11 protein-coding genes are annotated in these 12796 nt (G+C 68.5%); 6 read left to right on the forward strand and 5 right to left on the reverse strand.

Going from position 1 to position 12796, the window contains the following annotated elements:
• Positions 1–113: 113 nt before the first annotated feature.
• The 5 genes from ACFWYW_RS26275 to ACFWYW_RS26295 all read left to right on the forward strand — a co-directional run bounded on the left by ACFWYW_RS26275 (position 114) and on the right by ACFWYW_RS26295 (position 5314).
• A complete protein-coding gene (locus tag ACFWYW_RS26275; RefSeq protein WP_379614633.1) occupies positions 114–1409 on the forward strand; it encodes a hypothetical protein in 1296 nt (431 codons plus the stop codon).
• A gap of 2 nt (positions 1410–1411) precedes the next feature.
• Entirely contained in the window at positions 1412–2137 is a 726-nt protein-coding gene (locus ACFWYW_RS26280; protein WP_379614631.1) for a class F sortase, read from the forward strand.
• A gap of 10 nt (positions 2138–2147) precedes the next feature.
• Positions 2148–2804, forward strand: coding sequence for a hypothetical protein (locus ACFWYW_RS26285; RefSeq protein ID WP_379614629.1), 657 nt, complete (start codon positions 2148–2150; stop codon positions 2802–2804).
• Positions 2805–2865: 61 nt separating this feature from the next.
• Complete coding sequence (locus tag ACFWYW_RS26290) at positions 2866–4011, forward strand: acetyl-CoA C-acetyltransferase (RefSeq protein ID WP_379614627.1); 1146 nt, start codon at positions 2866–2868, stop codon at positions 4009–4011.
• 124 nt (positions 4012–4135) lie between these two features.
• A complete protein-coding gene (locus ACFWYW_RS26295) occupies positions 4136–5314 on the forward strand; it encodes a tyrosinase family protein (RefSeq protein ID WP_379614625.1) in 1179 nt (392 codons plus the stop codon).
• A 103-nt stretch (positions 5315–5417) separates the two neighbouring features.
• Here ACFWYW_RS26295 and ACFWYW_RS26300 read toward each other — a convergent pair whose 3' ends face one another.
• Positions 5418–6371, reverse strand: a complete 954-nt coding sequence (locus ACFWYW_RS26300; protein WP_379614623.1) for a helix-turn-helix transcriptional regulator — start codon at positions 6369–6371, stop codon at positions 5418–5420.
• A gap of 45 nt (positions 6372–6416) precedes the next feature.
• On the opposite strand from ACFWYW_RS26300, the gene ACFWYW_RS26305 reads away from it, so the two are divergent.
• A complete protein-coding gene (locus ACFWYW_RS26305) occupies positions 6417–7484 on the forward strand; it encodes an epoxide hydrolase family protein (RefSeq protein ID WP_379614621.1) in 1068 nt (355 codons plus the stop codon).
• Positions 7485–7562: 78 nt separating this feature from the next.
• Here the strand turns inward: ACFWYW_RS26305 and ACFWYW_RS26310 are convergent, their stop codons facing one another.
• The 4 genes from ACFWYW_RS26310 to ACFWYW_RS26325 form a co-directional block, all read right to left on the reverse strand.
• Positions 7563–8450 (reverse strand): carbohydrate ABC transporter permease, encoded by an 888-nt coding sequence (locus ACFWYW_RS26310; protein ID WP_379614619.1) that lies wholly within the window; start codon positions 8448–8450, stop codon positions 7563–7565.
• A complete protein-coding gene (locus ACFWYW_RS26315) occupies positions 8451–9371 on the reverse strand; it encodes a carbohydrate ABC transporter permease (protein WP_379614617.1) in 921 nt (306 codons plus the stop codon).
• Positions 9372–9438: 67 nt separating this feature from the next.
• The gene (locus ACFWYW_RS26320; protein ID WP_379614615.1) at positions 9439–10710 is read right to left on the reverse strand and encodes an extracellular solute-binding protein; all 1272 of its coding nucleotides are present in this window, start codon (positions 10708–10710) and stop codon (positions 9439–9441) included.
• 205 nt (positions 10711–10915) lie between these two features.
• Complete coding sequence (locus ACFWYW_RS26325) at positions 10916–12778, reverse strand: acyl-CoA dehydrogenase family protein (protein WP_379614613.1); 1863 nt, start codon at positions 12776–12778, stop codon at positions 10916–10918.
• Between the last annotated feature and the right edge of the window lie 18 nt (positions 12779–12796).

Genomic DNA, 12796 nt, shown 5'->3' on the forward strand with positions numbered 1-12796 from the left:
TTTCAGGTTTACAGGAGATTTACAGGGTCAGTTCGTACGATCTCAACCTAACCGTGACCAATCGCTGGAATCCTGGTACGCCTGTTGAACCTGCGCTGAAACGGAGATAGACAGTGCTGACGTCCAAGGCGCGGCGCCGCCTCGCCCAGAAGACTTCCGCCTTGGGGCTGGCAAGCACCCTCCTCTTCGTCGCCGGTTCCACCTTCTTCCACTCGGCCGCAGCGGCGCAGTCGAACATGACCTCGACCTGTACGGCCGCGACGACGCCCGACGCCACGCTCAAGGTCCCGATCAGCACGAGCACCGGCGGTGAAAAGGGTCCCAAGACGGCCACCTTCACCTGCACTGCCGGCACGATCACGAACCAGTCGATCGAGGTCAAGCTCAGCACGACGGCGAGCACGGTCGCGCCCGGTGGCAGTTTCGACGTCACCTTGGAGATTCCTCAGCTCACCCTGGCGACCACGCCCACGACGGCTTCCGCCTTGAACGTCGGCTGGACGCCCACTGTCTCCCCGAGCACCGCCGAGACCGGAACCAAGCCAGGCGGGGCCATCACAGCGCAGTCCACGACGGTCCCGGCCAAGAGTGTGGCCTTCAAGATCACGGCTGCGGCGACGGGCACGATGGTGGAGATCAAGCCGGGGTCGCTGAGCTTCACCATCGGCACCGGCAACGGAACCGGCACCGACATCATCCAGTACGACTGCGAGGCATCCGGCGACATCAACTACCCGGGTGCGATCGACATCAAAGTGGTTCTCACCCCGCCCACCACCGCCGCCGCCAACGCCGACGCCTCCATCACGTGGACTAGCACCGTCCAGACCACTGGTGACCCTTTGAAGGTGCCCACCGGCGGCTTCACCACGGGGACCAAGGCGTTCGGGACCATCGTGGCGACCGGCGCAGGTGTGCCAGCCAGCGCCACCGGCGAGGGCACGATCTCCAGCACCACCGCCGGAAGCGACTTCACCATCCAGACGATCACCGTCAAGATCAAGCCGACGACGACCGGTGAAGTCACGCTCACGCCCGGCAACCTGGTCTTCGATACCACCGCGACCGGAACGAAGCTCAAGTGTTTGCCTCCCGCCAGCGGCCTGAAGACCTACAAGTTCACCGTCTCGGCGGGTAACGGCACCACGCCGACCCCTACGCCGACGCCGACGCCGACCCCCACGACCACCACCCCCAAGCCCACCAAGACCACGACGAAGTTCGTCACCGAGACGCCCAAGGACAACAACGGGAAGGTCACCAAGACTCCCAAGGCCGGGGCGGACACCGGTGGTGGTGGGGACATGGGGCCTGATGGGCGGATGTTCATTCTCACCGGCTCTCTGCTCATCCTGGCCGCCGGCGCCGGTGGGCTGATGGTCCGGCGGCGCGGGCTCAACCGGGGCTGAGGGTGACCGGGCAGGGGTCTCAGGGTGGCGGCGGGCTGCGGATCACGCTGATTCTCGCGGCCATCGCCGGAGTGGTGACGGTCGTGGCGGGGCTGCTGATCGTCGCGGGGTCGCCGCAGGAGTATGGGCTGGCTCGGGACAGTCTTGATCTTGGGGCGCAGCCGGACGGCAAGGACACCGGAGCGCCGCAGCAGGCGTTGTTCAAGGCGGAGGCCACGGTGCCGCCGCCCCTTCCGCCGATCAATCCGGCGCCCGCCATGCTGCCGTCCACGCCCAAGAGGATCGTGATCAAGCGGCTCGGGATCAACGCGCCCATCTCCTCGATCGGGCTGGACAAGCGGGGCGCCATCCAGGTCCCGTCGATCGACAATCCGAACCTGGTCGGCTGGTACCGGCACGGGCCGACCGCGGGTGAGGCGGGGCCGTCGGTGATGCTGGGGCACAAGGACACGCGGCGGGGCACCGCGGTGTTCAGCCGCCTGTACGAGATCCGCAACGGCGACACCATCGAGGTCAAGCGGCAGGACGGCGTGACGGCGGTGTTCACCGTGGGCGGCGTGGAGCAGGCGGCGAAGACGACCTTCCCCACCCAGCGCGTCTACGGCGACCAGGGCGACAACGCCCAGCTCCACCTGATCACCTGTGGCGGCTACTACAACCGCAACATCGGTCACTACACCGACAACATCATCGTCTACGCGACAATGACGAGCTCCTACAGAAGCTGAGGACACGCGCATGGGCTGGATGGCGAAGCGGCGACTGCGTACTGGCCCCACGGCGGCGGTGTCCGCCAAGCCGGATCCGGCCGAACTGCTGCGGATCGTGCAACTGGCCGACCCGGACGCCCGCGCGGACGGCGGCGACATCCTGGCCGCCGACACCAGGATCCACGCGGCCGTCGAGGCGGAGCCCGAACTCGTGGGCGGCGAGCTCGAAACGGTCTGGGCCCTTCGGGTGGCGGCCGAGGGGCCGCTGCCTTTCGACTACTTCGACCGTTATCTGGCCGAGGGCATCGCGTTCCGGCTGGGCGGGCTGGCGGTGTGCCGCGGTGAGGTGAGCGATCCGTCCGATGAGGACGTGCAGCGCGGCGCCGCGGTGATCCTCCCGGTACGGCCGGCCGACGACGAACTGGCCGACCTGCTCGAAGCCGAGCCCGGTGAGGACGACGCCTTCGAGGGCACCGGGTTCCGCGCGGTGGTGGTGCCCCTGAAGACGCGGCCGCCGGCCGTACGGGATCTGCTGCCTTTCGCGACGGAGCTGACGGCGGTGGAACTGCGCGGCGACGACCTGGAGAAGGTCGGCGCGCTGGCGCTGTCGCTGGCGGACGGGCTGCAGGGCATCGCGGTGGACCGGTGGTGCTTCCGTATCGACGCTCCCGGGGACCTCCTGTAGAGCATCGTTCTGTTGTAGTCTGCCCAGTAACCGAATATTGCTCGGTTTCATGGAGGGCACTGTGGCAGAGGCGTACATCGTCGGGGCGGTCCGGACCCCGGTCGGCAAGAAGAAGGGCGGCCTTTCCACCGTCCACCCCACTGACCTGGCCGCGCAGACGCTGAAGGCGCTCATCGACCGCACCGGCGTCGACCCCGTCGCGGTCGAGGACGTCATCATGGGCTGTGTCATGCAGTTCGGCCCGCAGAGCATGGACATCGCGCGCAACGCCTGGCTCAGCGCGGGCCTGCCGGAGACCACGGCCGGTGTCACGATCGACCGGCAGTGCGGCTCCTCGCAGCAGTCGATCCACTTCGCCGCGCAGGGCGTCCTGTCCGGCACACAGGACCTCGTGGTCGCCGCCGGAGTGGAGTCGATGAGCGTCGTGCCGATGGGCTCGTCGATCACGGCGGCGTTGGAGAAGGGCATGCCGTTCCCCTTCGGCGAGATGTGGGTCGAGCGGTACGGCAAGCAGGAGATCTCCCAGTTCCGCGGCGCTGAGCTGATGTGCCAGAAGTGGGGTTTCACCCGCGAGCAGTTGGAGCGGTTCGCCTACGAGTCGCACCAGCGCGCGGCCAAGGCCATCGCGAACGGCCACTTCAAGGACCAGATCGTCCCGGTCAACGGCGTACACGACGACGAGGGCCCCCGCCCGGACTCGACGCTGGAGAAGATGGCGGGCCTGAAGACGCTGAAGGAGGACGGCGTGATCACCGCCGCCACCTCCTCGCAGATCTCCGACGGCTCCGGCGCGCTTCTCATCGCCTCTGAGCAGGCGGTCAAGGACCACGGGCTGACCCCGCGCGCCCGTATCCACCAGCTCGCGCTGACCGGCGACGACCCGGTGTACATGCTGACCGCGCCGATCCCGGCCACCCAGAAGGCGTTGAAGAAGGCGGGCATGTCGATCGACCAGATCGACGTCACCGAGATCAACGAGGCGTTCGCGCCGGTCCCGCTGGCCTGGATCAAGGAGCTGGGCGCCGACCCGGCCACGGTCAACCCGAACGGCGGCGCCATCGCCCTGGGCCACCCGCTGGGCGGCACCGGCGCGATCCTGATGACCAAGCTGCTGCACGAGCTGGAGCGCACCGGCGGCCGGTACGGCCTGCAGACGATGTGCGAAGGCGGCGGCCAGGCCAACGTCACGATCATCGAACGCATGTAGGACACGGCGGGACGCCGCCCCGGGGCACAGACCCCGGGGCGGCGAACTCCTGGAATGATCTTGCGCATACTCAGCCCAGTTCTAGAGGGATCTCCGGGTAGCAAGATCGCGAAGGAGGTGCCTCATGTTCGGTGCCAGCAGGCGGCAGGTATTGATGGCGATGGGGGCGGTGCCGTTCCTGGCCGGTCCGCCGCCCATCGACGGGTGTGTCGAGCTCACCCACAAGGGCCGCAAGATCAAGATTTGCCCGCCGGGGCACGAGATGCACGGCCTGCTCAACAGGTCGGTGTTCGTCGACGGCGTCGCGCTGGAGATCATGGAGCAGAACGGCAGGTTCATCAGCGAGCTGAACCTGTACTCCGGCCACCGCACGCTCAAGGGCGTGGCGATCGAGGCGGTCGAGCTGCTGCGCGGAGCCAGGCTGGTCGAGCGGCCACCGGCGCCGAAGGTGAAGCTGGAGCAGCCCGACTCCGGCGGCCGGCGCAGGGCGGGCCGCCTGCGCAAGAACGCCGCCGCGCTGAGCTCCGCGGAGAAGTCCGCGCTGGTGGACGCCTTCCTGCGGCTCAAGCGCAGCGGCGCGTACGACTACTTCGTCGACCTGCACCGCAGGGCCTTCTCCCAGCACGGGTGGAACGCCCACATGCACGCCGGCTTCCTGCCCTGGCACCGGGCGATGCTGGTGCACTTCGAGACGCAGCTCGGGGTGGCGCTGCCGTACTGGGACTGGACGGTCCAGCAGAGCGGTGGCGCGACGCCGTTCACCCCGGACTTCCTCGGCGGCAACGGGCGCCAGGGGGACCAGCAGGTGATGGAGGGGCCGTTCGCCTTCCGCCACGGGCAGTGGCCGCTCAACGTCCGCGAGGACAACAGGGAGTTCCTGCGCAGGGAGTTCGGCGTTGGGGCGGATCGGCCGTCCGGGGCGGGGCTGGTGAGTCAGGCGATGGCCACCTCGCTCTACGACCAGGCGCCGTACGACTCCTCGGCGAGCGCCGGCTTCCGCAACCTCGTCGAGGGCTGGCCGGGCGGCCCGGTCATGCACAACCGGGCCCACGTGTGGATGGGCGGCAGCATGCTGCCCGCCTCGGCGCCGAACGACCCGGCGTTCTTCCTCAACCACTGCTTCGTGGACAAGCTCTGGGCCGACTGGCAGGCCAGGCACGGCTCGGTCGCCCACTTCCTGCCCGGCGAGCTGATCGACGTGCCGGTGGAACCGTTCGGGAGCGAGGTCGGCTGGACGGTCACGCCGCGCCAGCTCCTCGACCACGGTCAGTGGTACACCTACGGCGACGCCCCGGCCCTGTGACAAGCAGGGCCGGGGCGCCGGCGGTGTTCGCGCCCATGGCGTGGAGGCGCTTCAACTACCCATCCAGGTAGTGGCTCTTGGTGCTCCGACAGTAGGGGAGCGATCATTGAGGGCGCAACGGGTTATCGGCCGACGCCTTGAGTCTCTCTCCCAGCGTGCGGATGTGCTCGACGAGCTCGGGCGGCTCGTGCGTCTCGAAGCGGAAGCCGAGCAGCCCCACCCACAGCGCCAGCTCGTCCAGGGAGTCGGAGCCGGTGCTGACCACGCACGTGTGCTCGTCGATCGGCTCGATCGTGCCGGACGTCGCGGTCATGCGCTCGCTCACGGCGGCGGCGGGCCCGTGGACGGTGAAGCGGCCCTGGTAGCGGTAGGGCGCGCTGGCGATCCGCCGCGAGGTGTAGCCGGCCAGGTCGTCGGCGGGCAGCGGGCGGGGTGAGAAGCGCGGGCCGTTCGGGGTGCGCAGGGTGAGCCGGTCGACGCGGTAGGTGCGCCAGTCGCGCCGCTCGACGTCCCATCCGACCAGGTACCAGCGCCGTCCAGAATGCACCAGCCGGTACGGCTCCGCCGTACGCCGGCTCGGTGTGCCGTCGTGCGCGCGGTAGTCGAACCGCAGGCACTCCCGCGCCCACGCGGCGGCCGCGATCGCGGACAACACGCCGGGATCCACCGCGGGACCGCCCAGCGGCATCGGCACGGTCACCGCCTTGAGCGCGTCGACCCGATGCCGCAGGCGGGAGGGCAACACCTGCTCCAGCTTGGCCAGCGCCCGCACGCAGACCTCCTCCAGCCCGGCCACGGTGCCCCCGGCGCCGGTGCGCAGCCCGATGGCCACCGCGACCGCCTCGTCGTCGTCCAGCAGCAGGGGCGGCAGCCGCGACCCCGCGCCCAGCCGGTACCCGGGCGCGCCCGCGGTGGCGTCGACCGGGTAACCGAGCTCGCGCAGCCGGTCCACGTCGCGCCGGACGGTACGCATGGACACGCCGAGCCGTTCGGCCAGCTCGGCCCCCGACCAGTCGCGGTGGGTCTGCAGGAGACCCAGCAGAGAAAGCAGCCTCACAACCTAGGACGTTACCTGACCTAGGCGCTTTCTAGAGTTGCCCCCATGAAGCCCTTCCACATCGACATTCCGGACGCCGACCTCACCGACCTGCGCGAACGCCTGGCCCGCACCCGCTGGCCCGACGAACTACCCGGCGTCGGCTGGTCCTACGGCGTCCCGCTCTCCTACGCTCGCGACCTCGCCGGCTACTGGGCCGACGGCTTCGACTGGCGGGCCCAGGAAGCCGCGCTGAACGCCCTCCCCCAGTTCACCACCGAGATCGACGGGCAGAACATCCACTTCGTCCACGTACGCTGCGCCAAGCCGGACGCCCTGCCGCTGATCATCACCCACGGCTGGCCAGGCTCGTTCGTGGAGTTCATGAAGGTCATCGAACCGCTGGCCCAGGACTTCCACGTCGTCGCGCCGTCGATCCCGGGCTTCGGATTCTCCGGCCCGACCCGCGAGAAGGGCTGGGACCTCAAGCGGGTGGCCAGGGCGTGGGCGGTGCTCATGGAGCGCCTCGGCTACGAGCGCTACGGCGCCCACGGCACCGACACCGGCTCGGTCATCGCGCCGGAACTGGGCCGCGTGGCGCCGGACAGGGTGGTCGGCGTGCACGTCAACGGCGGCCTCGGCTTCCCGTCGGGAGACCCGGCCGAGCTGGAGGGCTTGACGGAGGCCGAAAGCGCACGCATGGCGATATATCCGGACACGGAGGCTCTCGGCTACGCCATGATCCAGTCGACCCGGCCCCAGACCCTCGCCTACGGCCTGCACGACTCCCCGGCGGGCCAGCTCACCTGGATCGCCGAGAAGTTCCACGAGTGGGCCGGCGTGGAAGTGGACCGCGACCAGCTTCTCACCAACATCAGCGTCTACTGGTTCACGGGTACGGCAGGCTCGGCGGCCCGCATCTACAAGGAGGGCGCCGCGGCCTGGGGCGGGCAGAGCCCGTACTCGGGAGTGCCCCACGGCGTCGCCGTCTTCCCCGGCGACACCGGCGTGCGGCGCGTCGCCGAACGCGAGCACAAGGTCGTGCACTGGGCGGAGTACGACCGGGGCGGCCACTTCCCCGCCATGGAGGTGCCGGAGGTGCTCGTCGCCGACCTGCGCACGTTCTTTCTCTGAGGAAAGGAAACACTTCGGCCGCCACGGATCGCGCGGCGGCCGAAGGGCGGGCGGGAGGAGGTCGCCGCAGGGAGTGGCCTACTTGATCGAGCCGGCGGTGAGACCGCCGACCACCTTCCGCTCGATGAGCGCGAACAGGATGATCACCGGGATCGTGGCGATCACCGATCCGGCGAACAGTCCCTGCCAGTCCACGGAATACTGGCCCATGTAGGAGTGCAGCGCCACGGGCAGCGGCTGGTTCTCCGGGCTCGTGGTCAGGGTCAGCGCGACGACGAACTCGTTCCACGCGGCGATGAACGTGAAGATCAGCGCCGTGATCACGCCGGGCATGGCCAGGGGGAGCGTGATGCGGAACAGCGCGCCCATCCGCCCGTTGCCGTCGATGAAGGCCGCCTCCTCCAGCTCACGGGGGATGCTGGAGAAGTACGCGTTGAGGATCCACACCGCGAACGCCAGGTTGAAACCGCCGTTGACCAGGATCAGCGACCACACCGAGTCCACCAGCCCGAACTGGAAGAACTCCCGGTAGATGCCCACGACCATCGAGGTCGGCTGGAACATCTGCGTGACCAGCACCAGGATCAGGAAGAACGTGCGCCCCCTGAAGTTGTGCCGCGCGGTGTAGTACGCCGCCGGCAGCGCCACGATCAGCACCAGCAACGTCGAGCCGATCGCGACCTGCAACGAGACCAGCAGGTTGTCGGCCAGCCCGCCCCGCCAGAACCCGCCGATCGCCGACAGGTCCCAGGTGTCGGGGAACCACTGCGCCGTGCGCAGCTCGTTCTGCGGCCGCAGCGCGATCAGCACCATGACCAGGTACGGGAAGAGGAAGACGAACCCGATCAGGTACGCGAGCCCGGCGATGAGCGTCGTCTTGACCCGCGGCATCGTGTGCGAGCGGCGCGGGCGCTGGTGATGGTGCCGCCGCCTGTTCAGCGGGGCGGGAGCGGTCTGCGTGCTCACCTACGCCACCTCCTTGTTCCAGCGGGAGACCCGCAAGAAGATGATGGTCAGCACGATGACCATGCCGAAGTTCACCACCGACATCGCCGCGGACGCCCCGATGTCGGAGCCCTTCAGGATGTACATGAAGATCGTGGACGTCGCGGTGTCGTAACCCGGCTGGCCCTTCGTCATCGCCCAGATGATCGGGAAGCTGTTGAAGACGTTCATGACGTTGATCAGCGCCGCGACGGTCAGCGCGGGGCGCAGCAGCGGCAGAGTGATCGACCAGTAAGTGCGGAACTTCGAGGCGCCGTCCATCCTGGCCGCCTCGTAGATGTCGGCCGGGATAGTGGCCAGGCCGGCCAGCAGCGCGTACGTCGTGAACGGCACCGACACGAACACCGCCACGAAGATCAGCCACGGCATCGCGGTGGAGGCCTGGCCGAGCTGGTCGGCCGAGCTGCCGCCCATCGCGCCGAGCAACCCCAGCGAGCTCGGCTCGATGCCGAAGGTGTCTTTCAGAAAGACGCCCAGGTCACGCCGGATCAGGTTGATGACACCGACCTCGGGGTCGAGCATCCACTTGAACACGATCGCGGTCATCAGCACCGACGCCGCCCACGGCGCGATCAGTGCCCAGCGGGCCAGCTTGCGCCCCGGGAACTTCTGGTTGAACAACTGCGCCAGCAGCAGGGAGATCAGCACGGTGAGCGCGACGACCGCGACCACCCAGATCACGCTGCGGACCATGATGTCCGCGAAGTCCTTCGAGTTGAAGACCTTCGTGTAGTTGTCGGGGAAGTTGCCCTCCCGGACCACGCCGAACCGGCTGATCTGCAGGAACGACGACCGGATCATCTCGATCACCGGCCAGATGACCACCGCGGCGATCAGCAAGACCGCGGGCCCGACCCAGGCGAGCGGCTCCAGCTTCTTCATGCGAACCCTTTCTGGAGGTACGGCAGGCGCCCGGCACCGAGCCGCCTGCCGTACACACCTCGACCGATCAGCCGGTCTCGGCGACCTTCTGGAGCTCACCGAGCGTCTTGGCCGGGTCCTTCACGGCGCCGCCCATGGTCTGCTTGATCTGGGTGTTCAGCTCAGACCACTTGGGGTCCTGGAACGGGTAGAAGCTGGCGTTGGGCAGGCCGTCGAGGAACGGCTTGAGCTTCTCGTCGCCCGAGAGCTTCTGGATGCCGCCGTTGGTGACGGGCAGCAGCTTGTAGAGGTCCACGATCTTCTCGGCGGCCGGGCCGGTGTAGAAGAAGTCGAAGAACTTCTTGATCTCCTCGGGGTGCTTGTTCTGGTTGAACGCCATGATCCAGTCCATGACGCCCAGGGTCGTGTCGAGCGGGCCGGACTTGCCGGGGATCGCCACGACGCCGTACTTGTCCTTCACGGCGCCCTTGTCGAAGATCGGGATGGACATGGGGCCGCCGTTGGCCATGCCGACCTTGCCGGCGGCGAAGTCCTCCCAGACCGTCTTGCGGTCCTTGGTGCCGGGGTTCGGGCTGGTCAGGCCGGCGTCGACGAGGCCCTTGACGTAGGTGAACGTCTCGACGTTGGCGGGGGAGTTGATCGCCCACTTGCCGGCGGCGTCCTTGTAGCCGCCGCCGTTGCCCAGCATCCACAGGAACGCCTCGGCCTGCGCCTCCTCCTGGCCCAGCGGGAGGCCGAAGGGCTGGCTGACGCCGGACTTCTTCAGCTTCTCGGCCGCGGCCTTGAGCTCGTCCCAGGTCTTCGGCGGCTCGGCGATGCCGGCCTTGGTGAACAGTTCCTTGTTGTAGAACAGGGCGCGGGCGGAGGAGACGAACGGCAGGCCGTACGCGGCGCCGTCGACCTTGCCGAACTCGGCGAACTTGGCCAGCAGGTCCTGCTGGACGTTCGGGGAGACGATCTCCTCGACCTTGTGCAGCAGGCCGTCCTTGACGAAGCCGGAGTAGTCGCCGGTCTGCAGGATGTCGGGCGCCTGGCCGTTCTGGACCATGGTCGCGACCTGCTTGTCGATGTCATTCCAGTTGATGACGGTGACTTCGACCTTGATGTTCGGGTTGGCCTTGTTGAACTCGGCGACGACCTCCTTCCAGAAGTTGTCGCCGGAGTTCGCCGCGCCGGGGCCGTCGCCGTAGTCGGCCGCGACCATCTTCAGCGTGACCGCGCCACCGGCGGAGGCCGTGTTGCCACCCTCGGCCGGCGTGCCCGAGCCGCCGCCACAGCTGGACAGGACCAGCATGGTGGCCAGGCCGAGAGCGGCGCCGCCCACAAGCTTGATGTTCACCGTAGATACCGCCTTCTCGTCGGACGGGTCACGCTGGTCCGTACCAGCCCCGGACCCAGCCCACAGGGTTTGGGGGTGCGTGAGCCACAGCTCACCGCGTTTGCGTCAGAGTAAGCCTCTGTTCAGCAGCCGGTCTATACCGGTGGGTATCGGTTTGAAAACATCCAAACGCACAAACCGGCATAACCGGTCTAGACCGGGTGTGTCAGGGGATCTTTCTCCGCACGTTCTCCCCGCCCTCGGGCGCGCCGATCCACGGGCCCTCGACCGAGGGGTCGAGGATGCCCTCTTCGAGGAAGGTGTAGCGGCCTTCCAGGACGTAGCGCGCCAGCCGTACCTCCTGGGCGTCGTTGTTGTCCCAGAGTGTCGAGAAGAGCGTCTGGATGCGGCGGCTGGCCTGCAGGCAGAACGTGTCGGCCAGTTCCTGCGGGCGCCGGCCCAGGTCGGCGGCGTCCTCCCTGGCCTTCACGCAGGCGGCCGTCATCGCGAACAGCTCGGCGCCGATGTCCACGATCCGGCCGAGGAAGGCCTGCTTGTGCTCCAGCCGTCCCTGCCAGCGCGACATGCCGTAGAAGAGCGAGCGCGCCAGCTTCCTGCTGGTCCGCTCCACGTAGCGCAGGTGACGGGCGAGCGGGCCGAAGTCGGGGTACGACGCGGGCAGCGAACCGGAGCCCGCCACCAGCGTGGGCAGCCACCTGGCGTAGAAGGCGGTCGCCCGCCGGAGCGCCTGGGCCCGTTCGTGGCGTGAGGCGTCCGGGTTGATCAGCTCACCGGCGGCGCTCAGATGGGCGTCGACCGCCTCGCGGGTGATCAGCAACTTCATGATCTCCGAGGAGCCCTCGAAGATCCGGTTGATCCGGGAGTCGCGCAGCATCTGCTCGGCGGGTACGCCCCGCTCGCCCCTGGCCACCAGCGACTCGGCGGTCTCGTAGCCGCGTCCGCCCCTGATCTGGACCAGTTCGTCGAGGGCGGTGTAGGACAACTCGGTGGCGTACAGCTTGGCCAGCGCCGCCTCGATGCGGATGTCGGTGGCGGCCGAGTCGGCCATGCGCGCGGTCAGGTCGCAGACGGCCTCCAGCGCGTAGGCGGTGGCCGCGATGAACGCGATCTTCGTGGCCACGGCCTCGTGCTCGCCGACGCTGCGTCCCCACTGCACGCGCGCCGAGCTCCACTCGCGGGCGATCTTCACCGCCCACTTGGCGTTGCCCGCGCAGGTGGCGGGCAGGGAGAGCCGCCCGGTGTTGAGCGTGGTCAGCGCGATCTTCAGCCCTTCGCCCTCGCGCCCGATCAGGTTGGCCGCCGGCACCCGCACGCCGGCGAACGTCGTGACCCCGTTCTCGATCCCGCGCAGCCCCATGAAGGTGTTGCGCCGCTGCACCGTGATCCCCGGCGAGTCGCCCTCGACCACGAAGGCGCTGATCTTCTTCCCGGTACGCGCCATCACGACGAGCAGATCGGCGACCACTCCGTTCGTGGTCCAGAGCTTCGTCCCGTCGAGGACGTAGTCGTCCCCGTCCTTGACGGCGGTGGTGGCCAGCCGCGCGGGGTCCGACCCCACATCCGGCTCAGTCAGCAGGAACGCCGATATTTCACCCTTTGCGCAGCGTGGGAGGAATTTCCGCTTCTGCTCCTCGGTGCCGAACAGCTTCAGCGGCTGCGGCACCCCGATCGACTGATGCGCCGACAGCAGCGTGGCCAGCGCCGGGCAGTACGACCCGACCAGCATGAGCGCCCGGCAGTAGTAGAGGTACGGCAGGCCCAGCCCGCCGTACTCCTCGGCGATCGTGATCCCGAAGGCCCCGAGCTCCCTGAACCCGTTGACCACCTCGTCGGGAACGACCCCCGTCCGTTCGATGACCGCCGGATCGACCCGCGTATCCAGGAATCTCCGGACGGCCCGGACGAAGTCCTCCCCCCGCTTGGCCGCGTCGTCGGGGACCGCCTGAACCGGATAGACCAGATCCAGCCGGAAATCCCCGAGGAACAGCTGCTTCGCGAAGCTTGGCCGGTTCCACTCCGTCTCACGGGCCTGCTCGCCGAGCTCTCGTGCCTTGGCATAGTCGCTCATCTGCGCCCTCCCGCCGAC

The sequence above is a fragment of the Nonomuraea sp. NPDC059023 genome (assembly GCF_042740095.1).
In the GTDB taxonomy this organism is placed as follows: domain Bacteria; phylum Actinomycetota; class Actinomycetes; order Streptosporangiales; family Streptosporangiaceae; genus Nonomuraea.